This is a genomic window from Mycolicibacter sp. MU0102 (genome assembly GCF_963378105.1).
GTDB classification, from domain to species: Bacteria; Actinomycetota; Actinomycetes; order Mycobacteriales; family Mycobacteriaceae; genus Mycobacterium; species Mycobacterium holstebronense.
The window spans coordinates 2877803-2901815 of the sequence record NZ_OY726398.1 but is presented as its reverse complement, the minus strand read 5'-3'; the positions used below and the strand labels follow the sequence as shown (position 1 = coordinate 2901815).

At 67.9% G+C, this 24013-nt stretch carries 25 protein-coding genes; 13 read left to right on the top strand and 12 right to left on the bottom strand.

Features of this window, described 5'->3' with window-relative positions; translation table 11 throughout:
* The first annotated feature begins 12 nt into the window (after positions 1-12).
* Positions 13-828 carry a translation elongation factor Ts gene (tsf, locus tag RCP37_RS13585; protein ID WP_308483605.1) on the top strand — a complete coding sequence of 272 codons (816 nt, stop codon included), beginning with the start codon at positions 13-15 and terminating at the stop codon, positions 826-828.
* 102 nt (positions 829-930) lie between these two features.
* A complete protein-coding gene (locus RCP37_RS13580) occupies positions 931-2352 on the top strand; it encodes an amidase (RefSeq protein WP_308483604.1) in 1422 nt (473 codons plus the stop codon).
* 36 nt (positions 2353-2388) lie between these two features.
* Here RCP37_RS13580 and RCP37_RS13575 read toward each other — a convergent pair whose 3' ends face one another.
* The 8 genes from RCP37_RS13575 to RCP37_RS13540 are packed head-to-tail and all read right to left on the bottom strand — an operon-like array spanning position 2389 to position 10188.
* The gene (locus RCP37_RS13575) at positions 2389-2808 is read right to left on the bottom strand and encodes a MarR family winged helix-turn-helix transcriptional regulator (protein WP_308483603.1); all 420 of its coding nucleotides are present in this window, start codon (positions 2806-2808) and stop codon (positions 2389-2391) included.
* 39 nt (positions 2809-2847) lie between these two features.
* Positions 2848-4326, bottom strand: a complete 1479-nt coding sequence (locus RCP37_RS13570) for a hydrogenase large subunit (protein WP_308483602.1) — start codon at positions 4324-4326, stop codon at positions 2848-2850.
* Positions 4326-5792 (bottom strand): proton-conducting transporter transmembrane domain-containing protein, encoded by a 1467-nt coding sequence (locus RCP37_RS13565; RefSeq protein ID WP_308483601.1) that lies wholly within the window; start codon positions 5790-5792, stop codon positions 4326-4328. The genes RCP37_RS13570 and RCP37_RS13565 overlap by 1 nt, the downstream gene beginning before the upstream one ends.
* Positions 5792-6463 carry a hypothetical protein gene (locus RCP37_RS13560; RefSeq protein WP_308483600.1) on the bottom strand — a complete coding sequence of 224 codons (672 nt, stop codon included), beginning with the start codon at positions 6461-6463 and terminating at the stop codon, positions 5792-5794. Before RCP37_RS13560 ends, RCP37_RS13565 begins: the two co-directional genes overlap by 1 nt.
* Positions 6460-7413, bottom strand: coding sequence for a respiratory chain complex I subunit 1 family protein (locus tag RCP37_RS13555; protein WP_308487083.1), 954 nt, complete (start codon positions 7411-7413; stop codon positions 6460-6462). The genes RCP37_RS13560 and RCP37_RS13555 overlap by 4 nt, the downstream gene beginning before the upstream one ends.
* Before the next feature lie 5 nt (positions 7414-7418).
* The gene (locus tag RCP37_RS13550) at positions 7419-9374 is read right to left on the bottom strand and encodes a proton-conducting transporter transmembrane domain-containing protein (RefSeq protein WP_373693018.1); all 1956 of its coding nucleotides are present in this window, start codon (positions 9372-9374) and stop codon (positions 7419-7421) included.
* Positions 9371-9850: an NADH-quinone oxidoreductase subunit B family protein gene (locus RCP37_RS13545; RefSeq protein WP_308483599.1), complete on the bottom strand. Its 480-nt coding sequence runs from the start codon at positions 9848-9850 to the stop codon at positions 9371-9373. Before RCP37_RS13545 ends, RCP37_RS13550 begins: the two co-directional genes overlap by 4 nt.
* Positions 9847-10188, bottom strand: a complete 342-nt coding sequence (locus tag RCP37_RS13540; protein ID WP_373693017.1) for an ArsR/SmtB family transcription factor — start codon at positions 10186-10188, stop codon at positions 9847-9849. Before RCP37_RS13540 ends, RCP37_RS13545 begins: the two co-directional genes overlap by 4 nt.
* Positions 10189-10353: 165 nt before the next feature.
* Between RCP37_RS13540 and pyrH the strand changes: the two genes are divergently transcribed.
* From pyrH to rlmN, 4 genes are all read left to right on the top strand, one after another.
* Complete coding sequence (gene pyrH / locus RCP37_RS13535) at positions 10354-11103, top strand: UMP kinase (RefSeq protein WP_308483597.1); 750 nt, start codon at positions 10354-10356, stop codon at positions 11101-11103.
* Positions 11104-11171: 68 nt separating this feature from the next.
* The gene (gene frr / locus RCP37_RS13530; RefSeq protein WP_046284439.1) at positions 11172-11729 is read left to right on the top strand and encodes a ribosome recycling factor; all 558 of its coding nucleotides are present in this window, start codon (positions 11172-11174) and stop codon (positions 11727-11729) included.
* Between the two features lie 22 nt (positions 11730-11751).
* Positions 11752-12618: a phosphatidate cytidylyltransferase gene (locus tag RCP37_RS13525; RefSeq protein WP_308483596.1), complete on the top strand. Its 867-nt coding sequence runs from the start codon at positions 11752-11754 to the stop codon at positions 12616-12618.
* Between the two features lie 24 nt (positions 12619-12642).
* Positions 12643-13752, top strand: coding sequence for a dual-specificity RNA methyltransferase RlmN (gene rlmN / locus RCP37_RS13520; protein ID WP_308483595.1), 1110 nt, complete (start codon positions 12643-12645; stop codon positions 13750-13752).
* A 145-nt stretch (positions 13753-13897) separates the two neighbouring features.
* Here rlmN and RCP37_RS13515 read toward each other — a convergent pair whose 3' ends face one another.
* The 4 genes from RCP37_RS13515 to RCP37_RS13500 all read right to left on the bottom strand — a co-directional run bounded on the left by RCP37_RS13515 (position 13898) and on the right by RCP37_RS13500 (position 16189).
* The gene (locus RCP37_RS13515; RefSeq protein ID WP_308483594.1) at positions 13898-14152 is read right to left on the bottom strand and encodes a DUF2631 domain-containing protein; all 255 of its coding nucleotides are present in this window, start codon (positions 14150-14152) and stop codon (positions 13898-13900) included.
* Positions 14153-14260: 108 nt separating this feature from the next.
* A complete protein-coding gene (locus RCP37_RS13510; RefSeq protein WP_308483593.1) occupies positions 14261-14875 on the bottom strand; it encodes a TetR/AcrR family transcriptional regulator in 615 nt (204 codons plus the stop codon).
* Between the two features lie 4 nt (positions 14876-14879).
* Positions 14880-15116, bottom strand: a complete 237-nt coding sequence (locus RCP37_RS13505; protein WP_308483592.1) for a hypothetical protein — start codon at positions 15114-15116, stop codon at positions 14880-14882.
* A complete protein-coding gene (locus RCP37_RS13500) occupies positions 15113-16189 on the bottom strand; it encodes an oxygenase MpaB family protein (RefSeq protein ID WP_308483591.1) in 1077 nt (358 codons plus the stop codon). The genes RCP37_RS13505 and RCP37_RS13500 overlap by 4 nt, the downstream gene beginning before the upstream one ends.
* A gap of 208 nt (positions 16190-16397) precedes the next feature.
* Here RCP37_RS13500 and RCP37_RS13495 point away from each other — a divergent pair, with 208 nt between their 5' ends.
* The 7 genes from RCP37_RS13495 (at position 16398) to RCP37_RS13465 (ending at position 24003) form a co-directional block, all read left to right on the top strand.
* Positions 16398-17237 carry a helix-turn-helix domain-containing protein gene (locus tag RCP37_RS13495; protein WP_308487081.1) on the top strand — a complete coding sequence of 280 codons (840 nt, stop codon included), beginning with the start codon at positions 16398-16400 and terminating at the stop codon, positions 17235-17237.
* Positions 17191-17586 carry a VOC family protein gene (locus RCP37_RS13490; RefSeq protein ID WP_224977118.1) on the top strand — a complete coding sequence of 132 codons (396 nt, stop codon included), beginning with the start codon at positions 17191-17193 and terminating at the stop codon, positions 17584-17586. Before RCP37_RS13495 ends, RCP37_RS13490 begins: the two co-directional genes overlap by 47 nt.
* Positions 17587-17590: 4 nt before the next feature.
* Positions 17591-18766 (top strand): 1-deoxy-D-xylulose-5-phosphate reductoisomerase, encoded by a 1176-nt coding sequence (dxr, locus tag RCP37_RS13485; protein WP_308483590.1) that lies wholly within the window; start codon positions 17591-17593, stop codon positions 18764-18766.
* Positions 18763-19980 (top strand): M50 family metallopeptidase, encoded by a 1218-nt coding sequence (locus RCP37_RS13480; protein ID WP_308483589.1) that lies wholly within the window; start codon positions 18763-18765, stop codon positions 19978-19980. The genes dxr and RCP37_RS13480 overlap by 4 nt, the downstream gene beginning before the upstream one ends.
* A gap of 13 nt (positions 19981-19993) precedes the next feature.
* Positions 19994-21145 carry a flavodoxin-dependent (E)-4-hydroxy-3-methylbut-2-enyl-diphosphate synthase gene (gene ispG, locus RCP37_RS13475; RefSeq protein ID WP_308483588.1) on the top strand — a complete coding sequence of 384 codons (1152 nt, stop codon included), beginning with the start codon at positions 19994-19996 and terminating at the stop codon, positions 21143-21145.
* Between the two features lie 55 nt (positions 21146-21200).
* A complete protein-coding gene (locus tag RCP37_RS13470; RefSeq protein ID WP_308483587.1) occupies positions 21201-22052 on the top strand; it encodes a GNAT family N-acetyltransferase in 852 nt (283 codons plus the stop codon).
* A 130-nt stretch (positions 22053-22182) separates the two neighbouring features.
* Positions 22183-24003: a penicillin-binding transpeptidase domain-containing protein gene (locus RCP37_RS13465; protein WP_308483586.1), complete on the top strand. Its 1821-nt coding sequence runs from the start codon at positions 22183-22185 to the stop codon at positions 24001-24003.
* The last annotated feature ends 10 nt before the right edge of the window (positions 24004-24013 follow it).

The window sequence follows — 24013 nt, the reverse complement described above, 5'->3', positions numbered from 1 at the left end:
AGGCACACAACAGTGGGGAACTACACCGCTGCCGACGTTAAGCGGCTTCGGGAGCTCACCGGCTCAGGCATGATGGACTGCAAGAATGCGCTGGCCGAGAGTGACGGCGACTTCGACAAGGCCGTCGAGGTGCTGCGCATCAAGGGTGCCAAGGACGTCGGCAAGCGCGCCGAGCGTGCCACCGCCGAAGGTCTGGTCGCCGCCAAGGGCGGCGCCCTGATCGAGCTGAACTCCGAGACCGACTTCGTCGCCAAGAACGACGAGTTCAAGACGCTCGCCGACGAGGTCGTCACCGCCGCCGCGGCGGCCAAGACCTCCGATGTCGAGGAGCTCAAGAGCGCCAAGCTCGGTGACCGCACCGTCGGTGAGGCCATCGAGGCGCTGTCGGCCAAGATCGGCGAGAAGCTCGAACTGCGCCGCGTCGCCTACTTCGACGGCACCGTGGAGGCCTACCTGCACAAGCGGGCCTCCGACCTGCCGCCGGCTGTCGGCGTGTTGGTCGAGTACAGCGGCGACAACACCGAGGCGGCTCACGCCGTGGCGCTGCAGATCGCCGCGCTCAGGGCCAAGTACCTGAGCCGCGACGACGTGCCCGCCGAGCTGGTGGCCAACGAGCGTCGCATCGCCGAAGAGACGGCCAAGGAGGAGGGCAAGCCCGAGGCCGCCCTGCCCAAGATCGTCGAAGGCCGGGTCACCGGCTTCTTCAAGGACGTGGTGCTGCTGGACCAGTCTTCGGTTTCCGACTCGAAGAAGAGCGTCAAGGCGCTGCTCGACGAGGCCGGCGTGACCGTGACCCGCTTCGCGCGGTTCGAGGTCGGACAGGCCTAGTCCACTCGTACGAAACTCACCGCCAGCGCCCGTAATCGGGCCTGGCGGTGATTTTCGTTTGGGTGGCACAGACCCGACTGGTGCGTCGGCTAATGTCACCCCATGCAACATGCGCACGCATTCGGTAATGACGCGCTCGGTGACTCGGACACGGTCGGTCTGGTTGAACGACTCCGATCGGGCGAGGTGTCGGCCGCCGAGTTGGTCGACGCCGCGATCGCGCGCACCGAAGCGGTCAACCCGCAGCTGAACGCCCTGGCCTACCGGGCGTTCGACCGCGCGCGGCAGACCGCCGGGCAGGGCAGCGGCGGCCACACCGGGTTCTTCCAGGGCGTCCCGACGTTTATCAAAGACAATGTCGACGTCGCCGGGATGCCGACCATGCAGGGCACCGACGCCTGGCAGCCCCACCCGGCCACGGCCGACGGCGACTTCGCCAAGCTCTATCGCAGCACCGGGCTCATTCCGCTGGGCAAAACGCAGTTGAGCGAGTTCGGCTTCAGCGCTTCGGCCGAGCATCCGCGGATCGGCGCGGTCCGCAACCCGTGGAACACCGACTACACCGCGGCGGCGTCGTCGTCGGGGTCGGCGGCGTTCGTCGCTGCCGGGGTGGTCCCGATCGCGCATGCCAACGACGGCGGCGGGTCCATCCGCATTCCCGCGGCCTGCAACGGTCTGGTCGGGCTCAAGCCGTCGCGGGGCCGGCTGCCGTTGGACAAGGACTTGCGTGCCATGCCGGTGCGGATCGTCTTCAACGGAGTGGTGACCCGCTCGGTGCGCGACACCGCCGCCTTTTACGCAGAGGCGGAACGGATCTCGCGCAACACCAAGCTGCCGCCGATCGGTGACATCCGGGCACCGGGTGCTCAGCGCCTGCGGATCGCGGTGATCACCCAGTCGATCGCGCGCGAGACGTCGGCGGAAATGCGCGAGCTGACGTTGAAGACGGCGGCGCTGCTCGAGGAGCTGGGGCACCGCGTCGAGTATCTCGACCGGCCACCGGTGCCGGCGCACTTCGCCGACGACTTCCTGCTCTACTGGGCGTTTTTGGCGACGGCGTTGGTCAGGGGTGGACGACGGATGTTCGGCCCCACCTTCGATCGCACCCAGCTGGACAACCTGACACTGGGGCTGGATCGCCATGCCACCCGCCACCTCTACCGGCTGCCGCTGGCGGTCGCCCGCCTGGCGTCCGTGCGCCGGCGGCACACCTCACGGCTGTACGGCGACTACGACGTCGTGCTCACGCCGACGCTGGCCCACGAGACACCGAGGGTGGGCCACCTGGACCCCACGGCCAGCTATGAGCAGGTCATCGACCGGCTGATGGATTGGGTGGCGTTCACTCCGCTGCAGAATGTCACCGGGGAACCGGCGATCTCGCTGCCGCTGGCCGAGTCCGCGGCCGGCTTGCCGGTGGGCATGATGTTCAGTGCCCCCATCGGGCAGGATGCCCGGCTGTTGGAGTTGGCCTACGAACTGGAGGCCGCCAAGCCCTGGCCCAGGATCGCAGCTGGGGTCTGACGGGTCTCTAGCGGGTCGCCGCCATCCACTTAGCGGTCACTCCGCGCCGATTCGCTCCAACATTTGCCGCAGTCGGTGCTGCTCGGCCGCGCTTAGCGCAGCCAGCACCCGACCGTCCGCGACGCGTACGGCATCTTCGGCCTGCTTCAGCAGATCCCGACCGGCCTCGGTCAAATTCGCCGGCAGTGCACGCCCGGAGGGCACCGACTCCGGGCGGCTGACCGCGCCGCGGTTCTCCAACCGGTGCAGCACGGTGTTCATGGCCTGCGGGGTGACGCCGGTGTGGCGTGCCAGCTCGGCGCTGGAGAGCCCTGGACGCAACGAGAGCGCCCGCATGCAGACGAATTCGGGCAATGCGAGCCCCAGCGGCCCGAGTACCGCGGTCACCTGGGGGCGCAGCGCCGAGCTGACCCGGTACAGCAGGTAGCCCAGCGGAGCAACGTCCACGTCATCCATGTCAAATATCCTGACATACAAGGTCTCTGCGCTGAGCCGCTATAGATCGTTTCCCGCGTAGGACAGGTTGAAGCTCTTATTCGTCAGCGGGAAGTCCGGGACGATGGTGTCGGTCATCGATACCGGCAGCGCGGGCCAGTTGAACCAGGACGGGTCCACGATCTTGGCCCGGCCGATGACGCCGTCGGCTCCGATCTCCACCCGGTGCACGATGCTGCCGCGCCAGCCCTCGACGATGCCGATCCCGCTACGCGGGCCCGTCGCCGCCGGCACGGACGCTCGGATATCGAGCGGGCCTTCGTGATTGTCGATCAGGTTGCGGCACAGGGCCACCGAGGCCGCGAACTCGTCGCGGCGAACGGTGTAGCGAGCCAGTACATCCCCGGCGGTCGCGGTCACCTCGGTCACCGGGAGCTCGGTGGTCGGGTGGTCGAGGCGGGCGTCGGTGACAATTCCGCTGGCCCGAGCCACGTAGCCCAGCGTGCCCATTGCGACGGCGTCGTCGCGGTGCAATATCGAGGTGCCGGCGAACCGGTCATAGATCACTGAGTTGCCCAACGTCAGCTCGGCGATCTCGGCGATGTCATCAGCCAGGTCCTGTAGCCGGTCCGGGTCCGGAAGTGCTTGCAGCACGACACCTCCGGGACTGATCGCCCCGCGCAAGAGTCGGTGTCCGGTCACTTGTGCGTTGATGCGCAGCGCAAGTTCGCGGACGCGCTGGGCGTGCGCGTTGGCCAGGCCGAAGCCCACATCGTTGGCCAGGGCCCCCAGATCGGCTGCGTGGTTGTAGAGGCGCTCGAGCTCGACGAGCAATGCGCGCAATCGATGCGCCGGATCGGGCAGCTCGACACCGAGAGCGTCCTCGACGGCCAGGCTGTGTGCGAGCGCATGACCGGCGGAGGTGTCACCACTGATCCGTTCGGCCAGCTCCACCGCCGCGAGGGCCGGCCGGCCCTGAAAGAGTCGCTCGACCCCGCGGTGGACGAACCACAGTCGAGCCTTGAGTCGTAACACCGATTCGCCGACGACCGAGAACCGGAAGTGGCCCGGCTCGATCAGACCGGCGTGTACCGGGCCGACGGGGATCTCGTAGACCCCGGCGCCGTCCACGGTCAAGAAGGGAAAGTGGTCCGCCGCAACGAAGTCGCCGGGTGGCCCGGCATTGTTGCGCATCGGGTGCCAACCCTGCGGCCAATGCGCGTGCCGTACCAGGCGGCGCGGCTGCGGATGATCGACCGGGGTGATTCCGTACAGATCGAGCATCTCGCGCTCGAATCGGCCGGCCTGAAAAGAGAGCCGGGCCAGCGACGGGATCGCGGGGGCCTCCGCCGGAACGGTCAGGGTCAGCTCCCTGCGGCGGTCCGGGCGGCCGGCGAGGAACAGGTACACGACCCGCAGAGTGTCGCCGTCATCGTGGGCGGCCATCAGTGCCAGCCGGAAACGGTCGGCCAGCAGAGCCGTGGCCGTGTCGATCAGCTCATCGCCGGTGACCGGCTGCGTGCTGGTGATCGGCTTCATCAGCGGACTCCGAGTTGGCTTGCGGCGGTTGTGAACAAATCGGTCAGCGGGCCGGCGGTCACTCCCAGGACAAGTGAGAGCAGCACCCCGGCCACCAGCGCGCCCGCAACCGTCACCGGTACCCGGATGGCCGGGCTGCCGGCGTCCGGGGTGCCCAGCAGCAGGCGGCCGGAGTTGCGCAGCAGGGCGGCGAACGCCACCACCAGTGCCACCAATGCCAGACCGAGGGCCCACGCGAGACGTGCGTCGGCCAGCGAGATCGCGATCGCCACCTCGCTGGCGAACATCGCGAACGGCGGCAGACCGAGCAGTACCACCATCCCGGCCGCGAACGCGCCGCCGACCAACCGTGACCTGCCGAACACCGCGGTGATCTCGCCGATCGCGGTGCTGCCGTGGGCGGCCTGCAACTGCCCGCCGGCCAGGAACAGCACCGTCTTGCCGACACCGTGAGCCAGGACATGCAGCAGCAGCGCGGTGATCGCCAGCTGGGTGCCCGCCGCCGCGGCGACAGCGATCAGGCCCATCGTCTCCATCGACGAATAGGCCAGCATCCGCTTGAGATCGGTCGTGATGGTGAGCAGCAGTGCAGCGATCAGCAGTGTCACCAAACCGGCCGCCAGCAGTGCCGTCCGCAGAAACGCCGGACCCACCGCGGCATCGATGATCGGCTTGATCCGGATCAGCACCGAGAACGCGACGGAGAGCAGCACCCCACTCATCAACGCCGAAACAGGCGCTGGGGCCTGGCTGTGCGCATCGGCGAGCCAGGTGTGAAACGGCGCCAGGCCCATCTTGGCTCCGTAGCCGATCAGCAGCAGTGCGCCCGCCAACCGGGTCACCGCCGGGTCTAGCCCACTGGCGTGGGCGGCCAGCACGTCGAGGTCCAGCGCGTCCTGTCCGCCCGCCCCGGCATGCAGCGCGGCGAAATGCAGTAGCACGGTGCCCAGGAAGGCGATCGTGATGCCCACCGAACACACCATGACGTATTTCCAGGTAGCCTCCAGTGCGGCCCGGCTGCGGCGGTGCCCGACCAGAAACGCGGTGACTACCGTGGTGGCCTCCACCGCGATCCACACCACGCCGATGTTGTTGGCCGACACCGCAAGAGCCATCGCCGCCAAGAACGCCGGAGTCAGAATGCCGTACAACCGTGCGCCGCGTTCATCGGTGTGCCCACAAGCTACTTCGGCGTCGATGTAGCCGATGCTCGCCCAGGTGGCCAGACTGCCGACGACACCGATGACGATCAGCATCGTCACCGACAGCGCATCGGCCCGCAGCAGGCCACCCAGCGCCAGATAGGCGCCGTCGCCGACCCGGACGGCCAGGGCGACACCGCATCCGAGGATGGTCAGCGCCGACATCACTGTGACGGCAGCGCTGAACCGGCGCCAGCCGAGCGTCACCGAGCACAGCGCCGCCAGCACCGGTGCCAGCAGTGGAAGCGCAATCAGGAGTGTCATCAGTCGCGTAGCTCCCGTAACAGGTCCAGGTCCACGCCGCCAAAGGCGTTGCGCAGCTGTCCGGTCAGCACTCCGAGCACGATCAGCACGAACAGCACGTCGAGCGAGGCGCCGAGTTCGACGATCAGCGGGACGCCGGCGGTCAGCAGGAACGCGGTCGCAGCGATTCCGTTGTCCAGCATCAGCAGCCCGACCGTCTGTGAGATGGCATGACGGCGGGTCGCCATGATGAACAGTGCGATCAGCACCGTCGCAATGGCCGCCGGGGCAGCGTTGGTCGAGGTACTGGGCGCCAGCGCGACCACCGGCTGGGCGATGGTGAACGCCGCGACCACCAGTGCGGTGACCATCAGCAGCGAAGCGGTCGTACTGACCAGGGGAGCGGACTCACGGCGTTCTTGGCGTTCGGCGCCCAACGCTCGGTGCAGCAGCCACGGCAGCAGTACCGCACGTACCGCCAGCACGCCGAGGCCTACCAACAGCAGGGCTCGATCATGCTCGTGCACACCGCGAATCACTGGGATGGCGGCCAGCGCGACGCCTTGGGCGACGAGCAACCGGCGCACCACCACCGACAGGTCGCGGTGCCAGACCGCCAGCACCGCGGCCAGCAGCACACCGCCGGCAGCCAGGTCCAGCAAGTTGACGTAGTCGATCCACCCGTCGTTCATCCCGCCGCTCCCGTGAAGAAGTTCGCCGCCGTCACGGCCAGCAACGCCAGCACGAAGGACCCAGCGAGTAGTTCAGGCACCCGAAACAGGCGCAGCTTGGCGAGGAAGACCTCCACGGCGGCCATGACTGCGGCCAGCGCGGCCACTTTCAGGGCGATCGCGCCGGCGCCGACGATCAGGTCGAGCGCGCTAGGGTCCGCGCCCGCGATGCCCCAGGGAAAGAACAGGTTTGCCAGCAGCGCCAGCAACACCGTCAGCCGCATGCCGCTGGCCCATTCGACCATGGCCAGCTTGGGGCCGGCATATTCGAGCACCATGGCCTCGTGCACCATGGTCAGCTCCAGGTGGGTGGACGGGTTGTCCACCGGCAGCCGGCCCGTCTCGGCGACGATCACGATGACCAGTGCGACGAACGCCAGCGCGCTCGCCAGCGAGATCACCTGGCCGGGATGCGCACTGGTGTTGCCGACGATGGCTCCCAGGTTGGCCGAGTTCGCCGGGATCGAAAGGGCGAACACCGCCACCAGGATGGTCGGTTCCACCAGCGCCGCGATGGTGATCTCGCGGCTGGCGCCCATGCCGCCGAAAGCCGTTGCAGTGTCGATTCCGGCCAGGGTCAGGGCCACTGTGCCCAGGAACAGCAGGCCCACAACGGTAATCAGGTCGGCGATCGGGTCCAGGGGCGAGCCGGTCGCCACCAGGGGTGCGGTGGCGACGATGACCAGCGTGGTGGCGGCCAACGCGGCCGGCGCCGCGGCGAACACCCAGGTGGTACCGAGCGGCTTGAGGTTCTGCTTGCCCAGCAGCTTGCGGATGTCGCGCCACGGTTGCCAGATTCCGGCCCCGGTGCGGCCCTCGGCGCGGGCTCGGACCTGGCGCATCAGGCCGATGACCAGTGGGGCGCCTGCGATGACGCCGGCGACCTGCACGAAGCCTGCCAGGTATGTCAGTGCGTTCATCGCGCCACCAACATCGCGATCAGCACTCCCACCGCACCGTAGGCCAGGTAGAGGTGCACGCTGCCGGTGTGGGCGCGGCGCACCAGTTGCGCGGCGGCGGCCACGCCCCGCAGCAGCGGCGCATACCAGCGGTCTTCGACGACATCGGCCACTCGCGCCCGGTAGGCGATCCGGTCCACGTAGTAGCTCGACGGGGCTTGGCGGGTCACTTCGACCGCGGTGTCGGTGTGCAGCACATCGTCGAAAACCTGCTGTAGCGGTTGGGCGAACGACGTCGCGGTGTATTGCATGCGTGGGCTCAGTTCGTCTGCGCCGCAGGCCCATAGCGGAACGGTGGCGGTACTCGGGCGCTGCCGTGCCCGCCAGCGTGAACCGATCAGCACCAGCACGACGGCGGCGGCCAGAACGGCGGCCAGCAGGCCGGGGGACATGGACGCGTCGAGCCCGGGAATGCGCAGGTAGGTTCCGAGCGCCGGGGCTGCCCCCGACACCGGCAGGGTGTCGAGCACCCGGTGCAACAGCGGGCCGACGGTGCCCGGCGCGACGGCCAGAACCAGGCAGGCGAGCGCGCCCAGCGTCATGCCGGCGAGCATCGTGGGGGGCGATTCGCGTGCCGCCGCTGCGGCATCCGAGCGTGGGCGGGCCAGGAAGCCGATGCCGAACGCCTTGACCATGGCGGCCACCCCCAGGCCGGCGGTCAGTGCGATCGCGCCCACGGCCAGCGGTGTCACCAAGGTGATCGTGAGGTCGTGGTCGGCTCGGGCGTGCATCAGCGACTGGATCAGCAGCCATTCGCTGACGAAACCTGCGCCCAGCGGCAGGCCGGCGGCGCCGAGCGCGGCCACCCCGAACAGCGTTGTGGTACCAGGCATTCGGCGAGCCAGCCCGCCGAGTCGATCCAGGTCGCGCAGGCCGGTGGCGGTCAGCACCGACCCGGCGGCCAGGAATCCGAGGCTCTTGAAGGCACTGTGGGCGAGCAGATGCAGCAGCGCCGCGACCGCGGCAACGGCGGCGGCATCGCGTGATCCCGCACCCGACAACAACGTCGCCGCGCCCAGAGCCAGGGTTATCAGCCCGATGTTCTCCGTCGTCGAATACGCAAGCAGCCGTTTGAGGTCGGTTGCCACCGACGCCTGCAAAACGCCGTAGAGCGCCGATGCGCCACCGGCGATCAGCAGCGCCAGACCCCACCACCGTGGGCCGGGCCCGAGCAGTTGCACGTCGACGCGGATGATCCCGTAGATGCCGAGGTTGACCATGGCGGCACTGAGCAACGCCGAGACCGGGCTGGGTGCTTCGGGGTGCGCCCTGGGCAGCCACGCGTGCAGGGGCATGAGCCCGGCTTTGGAGCCGAAGCCGATCAGGGTCAACACGAACACGGTGTCGCGCACGCGGTCGGGCAGCGCGCCCATACCGGCGAAGTCGTCGCCGACGTGAGCTGCCAGCACCACCATGCCCAACAGCAGCGAGACGAAGCCCAACTGGGTCATCACCGCGTAGATCAGCGCGGCCGAACGCACCTCACTGCGCTGTTGATCGGTGAGTACCAACACCAGCGACGCCAGCGCCATTAGTTCCCACGCAAGCAGGAACGTCGTTACCGAGCCCGCCGCCGGAACCGTCAGCAGTGTGGCGACGAACAGCGGCAGCGTCAGCAGCGGGACCGCACCATAGCGCTCGTGGCGTGCATAGCCGATCCAATACAGGCCGGCGGCCACGGCCACCGCACCGGTCAGCGCCATGAAGAAACCGCCGAGCGCATCGATGCGCAGCTGTACACCCAGCAGTGGCACCAGCCAGTCGATGCGAATCGCGGGCACGGTGCCGAACACACCGGCCAGGCCGATGCCGACTCCGGCGGCACCGATGCCGGCCGTGGCGGTACCGCTGAGGGCCGCTGGGAGCGCTTGGTGGTGCGTTGTATCGGGGGTCGAAACCGTCAGCGTGCTCACCGGCCGGTCACCGACCGCAGTGCGGCGAGGATCTGTTCGGGCGTCGGCGGACAGCCGGGGATCTCGACATCGACCGGAACCACCTCGCCGACGGCCCCCACCGTCGCGTAGGACTGCGCGAACACCCCGCGGTTGAGGGCACAGTCCCCGCACGCGATGACCTTGCGGGGCTGCGGCGTGGCCTCCAGGGTGTTGCGCAGCGGCTCGGCCATGTTGCGGGTGACCACCCCGGTGACCAGCAGGGCGTCGGCGTGACGCGGCGAGGCGACGAGTCGGGCGCCGAATCGCTCGGCGTCGTATACCGGGCTGAAAGCCCCGCCGATCTCGATCTCGCAGCCGTTGCACGATCCGGCGTCGACGTGGCGGATCTGCAGCGAGCCCGTCACGCCTCCCGGCGGTTCGGTGGCGGCCGGCGGACGGGCGCCGGCCGGCTCGGTGACACGGCCCAGGGCACGGATTCTGGTGAGCCAGCTCATTGCCCGGCCCGCAGGTCATCGAGGATGGCCACTTGATCGTTGAGCAATCCGGTCAGCGCCTTGCGGGCCACGGCAAGCAGTTCGGTGATCACCGGCGAGGCGATCGAGTAGACCACCGCATTGCCGTCCTTGGTCGCTGTCACCACGCCTGCGCGACGCAGGACACCCAGTTGTTGGGAGAGATTCGATGCCTCGAGCCCGATCTCGGGGAGCAGCTCACCGACGGTGTGGTCGCGTTCGGAGAGCAGTTCCAGGATCCGGATCCGGGCGGGGTGCCCGAGGGTCTTGAAGAACTCGGCTTTCACCTGATGGAGCGAGTTCGGCACAGCGCAGACCATAGCAGTGAAAGCATCAATTGAAAATATTTTCATATGTTGTGACGGTTGAGGACGGCGTCGCCACCCCGGGCTGTGTTTGACCGCTCCGGTAGGGCAGGATGACAATGCCGTCGCGGACGATTCCCGCGATGGCGCTGTCATATGCGCGCAGCCCGGAGGAGCCTGATGACGGAGCCGACGAGTACCGACGGAGACCGGCCGGACGGCCGCCCCCCTTTTTCCCGGGTATTGCTCAAGCTCGGTGGGGAGATGTTCGGCGGCGGGCAGGTCGGGCTCGATCCCGATGTGGTCGCCCAGGTAGCCCGCCAAATCGCCGAAGTGGTCCGCGATGGCGTGCAGGTGGCCGTGGTGATTGGCGGCGGCAACTTCTTCCGCGGCGCCCAGTTGCAGCAGCGCGGCATGGAACGCATGCGCTCGGACTACATGGGCATGCTCGGCACCGTGATGAACAGCCTTGCGCTGCAGGACTTCCTGGAAAAGGAAGGTATCGACACCCGGGTACAGACCGCCATCACCATGGGACAGGTCGCCGAGCCCTACATCCCGCTGCGGGCAGCGCGGCACCTGGAGAAGGGCCGGGTAGTGATCTTCGGCGCCGGCATGGGACTGCCGTATTTCTCCACCGACACCACGGCGGCTCAGCGCGCGCTGGAGATCGGCGCCCAGGTGGTGCTGATGGCCAAGGCGGTCGACGGCATCTTCACCGCGGATCCTCGCGTCGACCCGGACGCTGAACTGCTCACCTCGATTACTCATCGCGAGGTCATCGAGCGGGGCCTGAAGGTGGCCGATGCCACCGCGTTCAGTCTGTGCATGGACAATGGCATGCCGATCCTGGTGTTCAACCTGTTGACCGATGGAAATATCGCGCGGGCGGTCGCGGGTGAGAAGATCGGGACACTGGTCACCAGCTGAAGGGCGCGGTGCAGATGACCACCGGCGGCGACGGCGCCAGAGCGAAGCGATAACGAGGAGCGGGGCACATGATCGACGAGGCTCTCTTCGATGCCGAAGAGAAAATGGAGAAGGCCGTGTCGGTGGCCCGTGACGATCTCTCGACCATCCGCACCGGCCGGGCCAACCCGGGCATGTTCTCGCGGATCGTCATCGACTACTACGGCTCGATTACCCCGATCACCCAGCTGTGCAGCATCAACGTGCCCGAGGCACGGCTGGTCGTGATCAAGCCCTACGAGGCCTCGCAGTTGGGACCCATCGAGACCGCGATCCGCAACTCCGACCTCGGCCTGAACCCCAGCAACGACGGTTCGTTGATTCGGGTGTCGGTGCCGCAGCTCACCGAGGAGCGACGCAAGGAGCTGGTCAAGCAGGCCAAGGCCAAGGGGGAGGACGCCAAGGTCTCGGTGCGCAACATCCGCCGCAAGGCGATGGAAGAGCTGCACCGCATCCGCAAAGACGGCGACGCCGGCGAGGACGAGGTGGGCCGGGCGGAGAAAGACCTGGACAAGTCCACTCAGCAGTACGTGACCCAGATCGACGAACTGGTCAAGCACAAAGAAGGCGAGCTGCTGGAGGTCTAGCGGCCATTCAGCAGGCACAACCGTGGCAGACCAAGACACCGGCGTAGACGCCGCGGATGCACAACCGAAACAGTCGCGAGCTGGACGCAACCTTCCGGCGGCTATCGCCGTGGGCGCCCTGCTGGGCGGGACTCTCGTCTACACCCTGTTGTTCGCCCCGCGCTTCTGGGTGCTGATTCTGGCGGTGGCCGCCCCGGTTGCCACCCATGAGATCACCCGGCGGCTGCGCGAAGTCGGCTATGACGTGCCGTTCATCCCGCTGGCACTCGGCGGCCAGGCGATGCTGTGGCTGTCGCTGCCGTTCGGCGCTCGGGGAGTGCTGGGCGCCTTCGGTGCGACCGTGGTGATCGTCATGATCTGGCGGCTGGTGGGCCAGGGGCTGCACAACGCCCCGGTCAACTATCTACGGGACGTGTCGGCGACGATTCTGATCGCGGTCTGGGTGCCGCTTTGTCTGAGCTTCGCGGCCCTGCTGGTTTTCCGCGACGACGGCCCCGGCCGGGTGCTGTGCCTGCTGTTCCCGGTGGTCTTCTCCGATATCGGCGGCTACGCCGTCGGTGTGCTGTTCGGCAAGCACCCGATGGCGCCGGCAATCAGCCCGAAGAAGTCCTGGGAGGGGCTCGGGGGATCACTGGTGCTCGGCGTAGGCGCGGCCGTGTTCGCGGTGACGGTGTTCCTCGATCGTCCGTGGTGGGTGGGCCTGCCGCTGGGGCTGCTGTTGGTGTTCACCGGAGTCTTCGGCGACCTGATCGAATCCCAGGTCAAACGCGATCTGGGCATTAAGGACATGGGTCGGCTGCTGCCCGGCCACGGCGGGCTCATGGACCGGCTCGACGCGCTGCTGCCGTCGGCGGCGGTGACCTGGATCGTGTTGACCGTCCTGCCCTGAGTCACCGGCATACTGGAACGGATCATGAAGCAACAGCTGGTGTTCACCGCACCGCGGCGGGCACTGCCGCCGCGGCATCTGGCCGACCTCGACTCCGAAGGCGTGGTGGCCGCTGTCGCTGAGCTGGGCCTGCCGGCATTTCGCGCCAAGCAACTGGCGAACCAGTACTACGGCCGATTGATCGCCGATCCGCAGCAGATGACCGACCTGCCCGCCGCGGTGCGCACCTCGGTGGCCGACGCGTTGTTCCCCACGCTGCTGACCGCGTCCAGCGAGATCGAATGCGATGCCGGTGAGACCCGCAAGACGCTGTGGCGCGCCCACGACAACACCAAGTTCGAATCGGTGCTGATGCGCTATCCGCGCCGTAACACCGTGTGCATCTCGTCGCAGGCCGGCTGCGGGATGGCGTGCCCCTTCTGTGCGACCGGGCAGGCCGGCCTCACCCGCAACCTGTCCACCGCCGAGATTCTCGAGCAGGTGCGGGCGGCGTCGGTCGAACTCCGCGACCGGGACGGTGCTCCATCTTCTGGGAGGCGGCTGTCCAATATCGTGTTCATGGGGATGGGGGAGCCGCTGGCCAACTACGCCCGGGTGGTGGCCGCGGTGCGGCGCATCATCGAGCCGGCGCCCAACGGCTTCGGCATCTCGGCGCGATCGGTGACGGTTTCCACGGTCGGGTTGGCCCCGGCGATCCGCAAGCTTGCCGACGAGCGCCTCGGGGTGACGCTCGCACTGTCGCTGCACACCCCCGATGACGAGCTGCGCGACACGCTTGTGCCGGTCAACAACCGGTGGAAGGTTTCCGAAGCCCTCGATGCCGCCCGCTATTACGCCGACGTCACCGGCCGGCGGGTCTCAGTGGAATACGCGTTGATCCGCGACGTCAACGACCAGCCCTGGCGGGCAGATCTTTTGGGCAAGAAGCTGCACAAGGCGCTGGGGCCGCTGGTGCACGTCAATCTGATTCCGCTCAATCCCACGCCGGGCAGCGAATGGGACGCCAGTCCCAAGCCGGCGGAGCGGGAGTTCGTCCGGCGAGTTCGGGCTCAAGGCGTGGAATGCACGGTCCGCGATACCCGCGGGCGGGAGATTGCCGCCGCGTGCGGCCAGCTGGCGGCCGAAGGTCGGTAGCTGGAGCGCAGGCGAATCACCACTGCGTGCGGCCAGCTGGCCGAGAACCAGTAATCGCCCCGCGAGATTGCACTGACGCCGGGAAAATCGCCGATCTAACCGGGTGGATGCAATCTCGGGGAATCGGCGCCGGACGATCTGGCGGCTAGTGCAGCCGGCCGCGGTTGCGCAGGACGATATCGCGCACCACGACGAACAGCGTCAGCGCGGCGAATCCCAGCAGGAAGTAGTCCTCGACGTGGCCGATGTGGTTGCCGCGCAGCATGAGCAGCAAGAAACCGACGATGCCGAAGCCGACGATGTGCCAGGTGCGGTAGTTGATGGCGCTCCAACCCCACGCCGCAGACGGCACCTCGACAGGGTCAACCCCGTTGTGGCGCTCCACCTCGGTACTGGCCACTTCGACTCCTTAGGTTCGCAGCAGGTTCGGATCATTCTGGCATATGGTGAGTCAGCTCATCGCACGACGGCGACCCTCAGCGCCCAGCTCCGCCGCGCCTGCGATCGCCTAGATCGCGAATGTCCGGTAAGCGGCCGGGCCGACGATCGCGGCCAGGCTCTCCGGCGTCCACTGCTGGTCATTGTCGAGCAGCATCCGGGCGGCGGCCTCGCAGATCGCCAGGAACACCTCGGTGAGCGCAGTCAGGGTGTCGGTGGTCGGGTCTCGCTGCTCTAGCAGTGGCCGCATCACGGTGGCGACCCGGTCGGTGAGCCGGGCGCGTCCGGAGATGACAGCGGCGGCCAGCACCGGATCCTGGTCGGCGGTGAAGATGATCCGCCACGATGCAGGCCGTTCACGCACGACAGACAGGAACGCGCGGAACCCTGCGACGAACCGGTCTTCGACGCTGCTGGTCCGTCGTGGCGGCAGCGCCCCGAGCAGACTGGTCAGCATCAGCTCGGTCTCGCGGTCGAGCAGCGCGGCCAGCACCTCGCCCCGGCCGTCGTAGCAGGCATACACCACCGGGCGGGTGACTCCGATGCGCTCGGCGATCGCCTTCATCGTCACCCCGGCGACGCCGTGCTCGGCAGCGATCTGCAGAGCGGCGTCGAGCACCTGCGGCCGACGTCGCTGCGGGCCGAGATGCTCGGCGCGGGACCGGTTCGCGGCTGGTTCCGGCACCGGTTCAGCGTAATTGGATGTCGGCGATGGTCAGCACCGGCCAGGCCACGATCTCTCCAAGAACGGAGAACACCTTGTCCAGTCCGCGGACGTCGTGCAGGTGCTGGTAGTGGCTGCCGGCCCAGAACAGTCCGATCACCAGGTAGGCGCCGAGCAGCGCCGAGGCCATGAAACCGAGGAAGAAGAGCTGGCGAATGCTGAACTGGCGGTCGAGAAAGCGCTGCAGAGCTTCGAGGTTCATCGGATGCTTCCCAGGATCGGCTGCGACTCGATAAGCCCCTCGTCGCTGGGGGCCAGACCTTCGCCGAAGACCCGATGCGACTGCTTGGCCCGGAACTCCAGATGGGCCTGCGCCGGGAAGGCGTAGCCGAAGCGTTTCTGGGCTTCCCGCGGAGTCGTGGTGACCGGGTTCACCGGCGGGATCGCCCGCAGCACCCGGGTGCCGATCGGAAGCGTCATCGGCGAGATCAGTCGCAGCAGCATCAGCTGCACGCGCGGGCTCAGGCTCAGCAGCGTGAACGCGGCACTCAGCGGCGGCACGATCAGTGCGTCGAGCACCCGAGAGGTGCCCACGCCGCCGAGCTTGCGCATCCAGCGGGGCATGGTCGCGAGGGTGCCGCGGCGCAGGAACGCGGTGACGACCAGCGCGCCCGGCCACAGCAGCTTCGGCAGCGATTCAGGCAAGATCACCTCGGCGTGCAGGAGGTGTGCCATCGCGCGCCGGGCGATAGCGGAGTTGATCAGCTGCGGGCGCATCTGCTCGAAGTAGGCCGCGATGCCCTCCCGGGTGCGCGGTACGTCGGCCGGGTCCAGAGTCTGCAGCTCGGCCGCCTTGGCGCAGTCGGCCCAGTACGACGCCTCGTCGTCAGCGGACAGCGGCCCGGGGCCGTATTTCTCGTAGGCGTACAGGATCGAGTGCCAGGCCGTGAGATGGATCCACATCTGCGATGCCGGGTCGTTCGCGTCGTAGTGCGCACCGGTGACCGGATCGACACCGATGGCCTTGGAGTGGATTCGGACCAGCATGTCGGCTGCTTCGGCGGTGGCGCGGCTCTCACCGAAGGCCACCATTGCGAAGTAGCGCAGGGTGCGGTCGTAGCGGGTCCGTGGCCTGTCGTAGATCGCCTGGGTGTGGTCGACGGAGGCGACCAGTGCGGGGTCGAGTTCTTCAATGACGACTGCGCGCTGGAAACCGATCGACAGCGAGGTCGGGTAACTCCAGACCTTCCACGTCACCGAGTCGGGGCCGAAGAAGCCGTAATCCTCAGCGGGCTCGGCGTCGGGTAGGGACAGCCACGTACGCAGCGTGCTCATTTCGCCTGCCTTTCGCCATTTCCTGGCTCGTTCCACTTTTCTGGCTCGTTCATTTTCCTACACTGTGTAGGATTCTGCATCGGGAGCGATGGACGGTCAAGGGGCAGATTGCGGGGATACCGTGGGCACCATGGCCCCCGATGCCGACGACAGGCCGCGGATCTGGGATTTCGCTGCGGCACCCCACACTGTGCCGGGCGTGACGTCGATGGTGGGCTACCGCGCGCTCGACGTCCCGGAGGCCGTGCACCGGGGGATGCCGTCGTCGACGTTGACGTTCATCGTCAGCCTCGACGAGGGCGTGGAAGCGGCCGATACCGCCCATGCACTGCCGGCGGCCGCGCCGAATCCGGTCGTCCTCGGCGGCCTGCATGTGCAGGCGAGTCATGTGCGCCAGCGCCGCGGCCAGGCCGGTGTTCAGTTGGCGGTGCATCCGCTGGCGTCGCGCGCGCTGTTCGGCGTCCCGGCCGCCGAGCTGAGCGTGACCGACTTCGACGCCGCACCGATGTTGGGCCGGCGTGCGGTGCGGCTGCATGAGCAGCTTGCCGCCACACGGTGTTGGCCGGACGCGTTTGCGTTGGTGTCTGCCTATCTGGTGGCCGAGCAGCGGCGACGCGACAGCGCCGTGCGGCCCGAGGTGACCCACGCCTGGCAGCTGCTGCAGCGCAGACGGGGGAGGGCGCCGGTCGCCTACATCGCCGAGCAAGTCGGACTGAGCCAGCGGCATCTGACCACGCTGTTTCGCCGCGAGGTCGGTCGCAACCCGAAAGCGGTGGCCATGCTGATGCGATTCGAGTACACGACCGCCCGAATAGCCGATGACGCTCGTCGGCATCGCCGTGTCGACCTCGCGGGAATCGCGGCCGGTGCCGGATACGCGGATCAGGCGCACCTGACCCGTGACTTCGTTCGATTCGCCGGAACATCGCCGGCGGCATGGTTGGCCGATGAGTTCCAAAACATTCAAGACGGCGGTCACGCCCCGCGGTCAGAGTGGAGTCATGACGCATCAGAACCCGACCGTCTGGTTGACCCTGCAAGCGCATGACGCGCGCAAACTCATCGACTACTACGTCGATACGTTCGGCTTCGTCGTCACGGCCCGCCACGGCGATGACGGCGACACCATCGCCCATGCTGAGCTGCGCTGGCCAGAAGGCGTCGGCGGCATCATGCTCGGCAGCTACAAACCCGGCAACGACTGGTGTCGCGAGCCTGGCACCGCCGGCGGCTTCGTGGTCACCAGCGACCCCGACGGCCTCTACCAGCGGGTCCTCGATCACCAGGCCGAGGTGATCCGACCGTTGACCGACACCGACTACGGCGCCCGCGAGTTCGCCGTCCGCGACCCGGAAGGCAACCTGTGGAGCTTCGGCAACTACGCGGGAGCACAATAGGTGGGTGAGCACGGGCCGCCGGATCAAAGTTCTGCTGTTGGGCTCCACGGGCTCGATCGGAACCCAGGCGTTACAGGTCGTCGCGGCGAACCCGGACCGATTCGAGATCGTCGGGCTGGCCGCCGGGGGTGGTAATCCGCAGCTGCTGGCCGACCAGCGCGCCGAGACCGGGGTCACCAACATCGCCGTCGCCGACCCGCAGGTCGGCGAGGCGCTCGACGCTCCCTACTGCGGGCCCGACGCCGTCACCCGCTTGGTGTACGACACCGAGGCCGATGTGGTCCTCAACGCCCTGGTCGGCGCGCTCGGCCTGCGGCCAACGCTGGCCGCGCTGGAGACCGGGGCGCGGCTGGCCCTGGCCAACAAGGAATCACTGATCGCCGGCGGCCCGCTGGTCCTGGCGGCGGCCGAGCCTGGGCAGATCGTGCCGGTGGACTCCGAGCACTCCGCGCTGGCGCAGTGCCTTCGCGGCGGCACTCCCGACGAGGTCGCCCGCTTGGTGCTCACCGCTTCGGGTGGGCCGTTCCGCGGTTGGAGCGCAGCGGATCTTCAGCACGTCACACCCGAGCAGGCTGGAGCGCATCCGACCTGGTCGATGGGTCCGATGAACACCCTGAACTCGGCCTCGCTGGTGAACAAGGGCCTCGAGCTCATCGAAACCCACCTGCTGTTCGGTGTTCCCTACGAGCGCATCGACGTCGTCGTTCACCCGCAGTCGATCGTGCATTCCATGGTCACCTTCACCGACGGATCGACGATCGCCCAGGCCAGCCCGCCGGACATGCGCCTACCGATCGCGCTGGCGCTGGGCTGGCCCGCACGGGTCCCCGGTGCGGCGGCGGCCTGCGACTTCTCCACCGCCTCCACCTGGGAGTTTGAACCGCTCGACGATGCCGTGTTCCCGGCGGTGCAGCTGGCCCGCCACGCCGGTCAGACCGGTGGCTGCATGACCGCGGTCTACAACGCCGCGAACGAAGAAGCCGCCGAAGCCTTCCTGGCGGGCCGGATCAGTTTCCCGGCGATCGTGGCCACCATCGCCGAGGTGCTGGGCGCCGCCGACCAGTGGGCTGCGCAACCCGCTACCGTGGATGAGGTACTCGATGCGCAGCGCTGGGCCAAGCAGCGAGCGGCTCGCGCCGTCGAGGCGATAGCTACGAGAAAGGTCGGAAGCACCCGATGATGTTCGCGGTCGGCATCGCGCTGTTCGCGCTGGCCATTTTGATTTCGGTAGCGCTGCATGAATGCGGTCACATGTGGGTGGCGCGTGCCACCGGCATGAAGGTGCGGCGCTACTTCGTCGGCTTCGGAACCACGCTGTGGTCCACGCGCCGCGGCGAGACCGAGTACGGCCTCAAGGCGATCCCGGCCGGCGGCTTCTGCGACATCGCGGGCATGACCTCGGTGGAGGAATTGGAGCCCGACGAGGTCGAGCGGGCCATGTACAAGCAGAAGACGTGGAAGCGGGTCGCCGTGCTGGCCGCCGGCCCCGCCATGAACTTCATCATCGGCCTGGTACTGGTCTACTCCATCGCCGTGATCTGGGGTCTGCCCAACCTGCACGCCCCCACCACCGCCGTCATCGGCGAAACCGCCTGTGTAGCACCCGAAGTCGTCAAGGGCGAACTGGGCACCTGCTCGGGTCCCGGCCCGGCGGCGCTGGCCGGCATCGAGTCCGGTGACGTGGTGGTCAAGGTCGGTGACACCCCGGTCTCGACCTTCGAGGAGATGGCCGCCGCCGTGCGCAAGCAGCACGGCACGACGCCGATCGTCGTTGAACGCGACGGCACCAAGCTCACCAAGTATGTCGACGTGACCCCCACCCAGCGTTGGATCGCCGACGGCGCGGACCGCGAGGCCGTCCCGAGCACCGTCGGCGCGATCGGGGTGGGCGCCGCCCAATTCGGGCCGACCCAGTACAACCCCGTGACCGCAGTGCCGGCCACCTTCGCCTTCAGCGGCGACCTGTCGGTGCTGCTGGGCAAGTCGCTGGCCAACATCCCCTCCAAGGTCGGCGCGCTGGTGCATGCCATCGGCAACCCGCACGGGCAGCGCGACCCCGAAACCCCGATCAGCGTGGTGGGCGCCTCGATCATCGGCGGCGACACCGTCGATCACGGACTGTGGGTGGCGTTCTGGTTCTTCCTCGCGCAGCTGAACTTCATCCTGGGCGTGCTGAACTTGGTGCCGCTGCTGCCATTCGACGGCGGGCACATCGCGATCGCGCTGTTCGAAAAACTGCGCAACATGCTCAGGTCGGCCCGTGGGAAGGTCGCGGCCGCACCGGTGAACTACCTCAAGCTGATGCCGGCCACTTACGTAGTCTTGGTGGTGGTGGTCGGCTACATGCTGCTCACCGTGACCGCCGACTTGGTCAATCCGATCAGGCTGTTTTGATAGGAGCCCCCTCATGAGCGTCGGCCTAGGAATGCCGGCTGCCCCTCCGCCCACACTGGCGCCTCGTCGCAAGACCCGCCAACTGAAGGTCGGTGGGGTCGGGGTGGGCAGCGACCATCCGATCGCGGTGCAGTCGATGTGCACAACCAAGACCCACGACGTCAACGCGACATTGCAGCAGATCGCGGAGTTGACCGCCTCGGGCTGCGACATTGTGCGGGTGGCCTGCCCTCGGCAGGAGGACGCCGACGCGCTGGCCGAGATCGCCCAGCACAGTCAGATTCCGGTGATCGCCGACATCCACTTCCAGCCCAAGTACATCTTCGCCGCGATCGATGCCGGCTGTGCCGCGGTCCGGGTGAACCCGGGCAACATCAAGGAGTTCGACGGCCGCGTCGGCGAGGTGGCCAAGGCGGCCGGCGCCGCCGGCATCCCGATCCGCATCGGCGTCAATGCCGGTTCGTTGGACCAGCGGTTTTTGGCCAAGTACGGCAAAGCCACCCCCGAAGCCTTGGTGGAGTCCGCGCTGTGGGAAGCGTCGCTGTTCGAGGAGCACGGCTTCGGCGACATCAAGATCAGCGTCAAGCACAACGACCCGGTTGTGATGGTGGCCGCCTACGAGCTGCTGGCCGAGCGTTGCGACTACCCGCTGCACCTGGGCGTCACCGAGGCCGGTCCGGCCTTCCAGGGCACAATCAAATCCGCCGTCGCGTTCGGCGCGCTGTTGTCGCGCGGCATCGGTGACACCATCCGGGTGTCGCTGTCGGCGCCGCCGGTGGAAGAAGTCAAGGTCGGCAACCAGATTCTGGAGTCGCTGAACCTGCGGCCGCGCGGTCTGGAGATCGTGTCGTGCCCGTCGTGCGGGCGGGCTCAGGTGGACGTCTACCGGTTGGCCAACGAGGTCACCGCCGGGCTGGAGGGGATCGACGTCCCACTGCGGGTCGCGGTGATGGGTTGTGTGGTCAACGGCCCCGGTGAGGCGCGTGAGGCGGATCTGGGTGTGGCGTCCGGCAACGGCAAGGGCCAGATTTTCGTCAAGGGCGAAGTGATCAAGACCGTTCCCGAGGCGCAGATCGTGGAGACCCTGATCGAGGAGGCCATGCGCCTGGCCGCCGAGATGGAGGATGGATCTCCCGGCGGTGCGCCCACCGTCGCCGTAAGCTGATCCCAGCCGGATCGCCATAGGCGCGCGGCAGTTGAGTTCGCCAGAAAGAGTCACTATGTCGGCTCCGCCCGAGTTCCGTCTCGACCAGCGACGGGTGTCCGTAGCGCGTGACGCCGCCGCGGTCTGGCGAGTGCTCGAAGAGGATCCGATCGGTTCCTGCATGGTCGCCGCGCGGGTGGCCGATCACGGTGTCGATCCCCGGTCGATCGGCGGGGAATTGTGGACGCGCGGCGGGGTGGACGAATCCCTGTGTTACGCAGGCGCGAACCTGATCCCGCTGCGCGGTGCCCCGGCCGACCTCACTGCGTTCGCCGACAAGGCGGTCGGTGCGATCCGGCGCTGCTCGTCGTTGGTGGGCCGCGCGGAATTGGTGTTGCCGATGTGGCAGCGCCTCGCCGACTCCTGGGGCCCGGCTCGTGACGTGCGGGAAAGCCAACCGCTGATGGCGCTGCACACCATGCCAGCCTGTCCGATGGATGCCGAAGTGCGCCAAGTGCGTCCCGACGAACTCGACGCGTACCTCGTGGCTGCCGTCGACATGTTCATCGGTGAGGTCGGTGTGGATCCGCGGGCCGGTGACGGCGGCCGCGCCTACCGTCGGCGCGTGGCCAACCTGATCGCGTCGGGCCGGGCCTGGGCCCGCTTCGAGCGGGGCGAGGTCGTGTTCAAGGCCGAGGTGGGTTCCCAGTCGCCGGCGGTGGGGCAGATCCAGGGTGTCTGGGTGCACCCGGACCGACGCGGCCGCGGGCTGGGCGCCGGCGGCACTGCGATGCTGGCGGCGGTGATTGTCGGCACCGGGCGCATCGCCAGCCTTTACGTCAACGATTTCAACGAGGTGGCGCGGTCCACCTATGAGCGGGTGGGATTCACCCAGGTCGGCACCTTCGCGACCGTGTTGCTCGACTGATCTCGGGATCGCTTCGGGCTCTTCGCCGAAACTGCGGTTAGCGCGGGAAAGTTCGAGTAGCGGACACGCCAACGGCAGTCTCGGTGCGCCTCCGCCCGGCGGCCGTTTCTATTTCGTAACATCAGCCCCAATGACAACTGCAAGCTCATTCGTCACACGCGTCACGGGTCTGGTCACCGTGTTGCTGACCGCAGCCGGCATGGCGGCCTGCACGCCCCGCCCCGACGGTCCAGGGCCCGTCGCCGAGCGGTTCTTCGCGGCCCTGGCCACCGGCGACACCGCGGCGGCCGCCGAGCTCAGTGACGACCCGTCTGCGGCGCGCAGCGCACTCAACGCAGCGTGGGCGGGCTTGCAGGCCGAACACCTGGATGCCCAACTGCTCGGCGCCCGCTACAACGACGACACCGGCAGCGTGGCCTACCGCTACACCTGGAAGCTGCCGAAGAACCGGACCTGGGCCTACGACGGCCAGCTGAAGATGGTCCGAAACGAAGGCCACTGGACGGTTCGCTGGACGGCCACCGGCCTGCACCCCAAACTGGGCGAGCACCAGACCTTCGCGCTGCGGGCCGACCCGCCGCGCCGCGCCGCGGTGAACGAAGTGGGCGGCACCGACGTGCTGGTGCCGGGCTACGTCTACCACTACATGTTGGACGCCACCCGGGCCGGACGAAACCTGATGCGCACCGCGCGGGCGGTGGTCGAGACCTTGCGGCCCTTCGACGACGCATTGGGCGACCCCCAGTGGCTGGCCGAGCAGGCCAGTTCCTCGAGGGCTCCACTTGACCTGATCACCTTGCGCAAAGCCGACCACGACCGTGTAGAACCCGCTATCGGCGCTCTCCCCGGAGTCGTGGTGACCCCGCGCCCCGACCTGTTGCCCACCGACGACCACTTCGCGCCGATGCTCATCAGCGAAGTCAAAAAGGCGGTCGCGACCCAACTCGAAGGCGCCGCGGGTTGGCGTGTCGTCAGCGAGAACCAGAACGGCGTCGACGTCGCGGTCCTGCACGAGGTCGATGCGGCACCGGCACCCTCGCTGACCATCAGCTTGGACCGAGCGGTGCAGCGCGCCGCCCAGAACGCGGTCAACACCCGCGGCGACAAGGCGATGATGGTGGTGATCAAGCCGTCGACCGGTGAACTGCTCGCCGTTGCGCAGAGCGCAGCTGCCGATGCCGACGGGCTGGTCGCGACCAGCGGTCTGTATCCCCCCGGATCGACGTTCAAGATGGTCACCGCGGGCGCCGCGATCGAACGGGACATGGCGACGCCGAACTCCATGGTGGGTTGTCCCGGTGAACTCGACATCGGCCAACGCACCATCCCCAACTACGGCGGATTCGACCTGGGTCTGGTGTCGATGTCGCGCGCCTTCGCCAATTCGTGCAACACCACCTTCGCCGAGCTGGCCAGCCGGATGCCGCCGCGGGCGCTGTCGCAGGCGGCCAGCCGCTACGGGATCGGGGTGGACTACCTGGTTGACGGGATTACCACGGTCACCGGCTCGGTTCCGCCGACCGTCGACTTGGCCGAACGCACCGAGGACGGCTTCGGCCAGGGCAAGGTGCTGGCCAGCCCCTTCGGCGTCGCGTTGGCTGCGGCAACGGTCGCCGCGGGACGCACACCGGTACCCCGCTTGATCGAAGGCCGGCCGACGGCGGTCAACGGTCCGGTGGCCGACCCGGTGAGCACGGAGATGCTCAATGGCCTACGCGAAATGATGCGGTTGGTGGTGACCGACGGCACCGCACGCGACATCGCCGGCTGCGGCCCGGTCTACGGCAAGACCGGGGAGGCAGAATTCGCCGGTGGCTCGCACTCCTGGTTCGCCGGATACCGGGGTGACATGGCCTTCGCGTCGCTGATCGTCGGCGGTGGCAGCTCGCAGTACGCCGTCCGGATGACCAAGGTGATGTTTGACTCGCTGCCGGACAACTTCCTGCTGTAGCGGCGTAAAT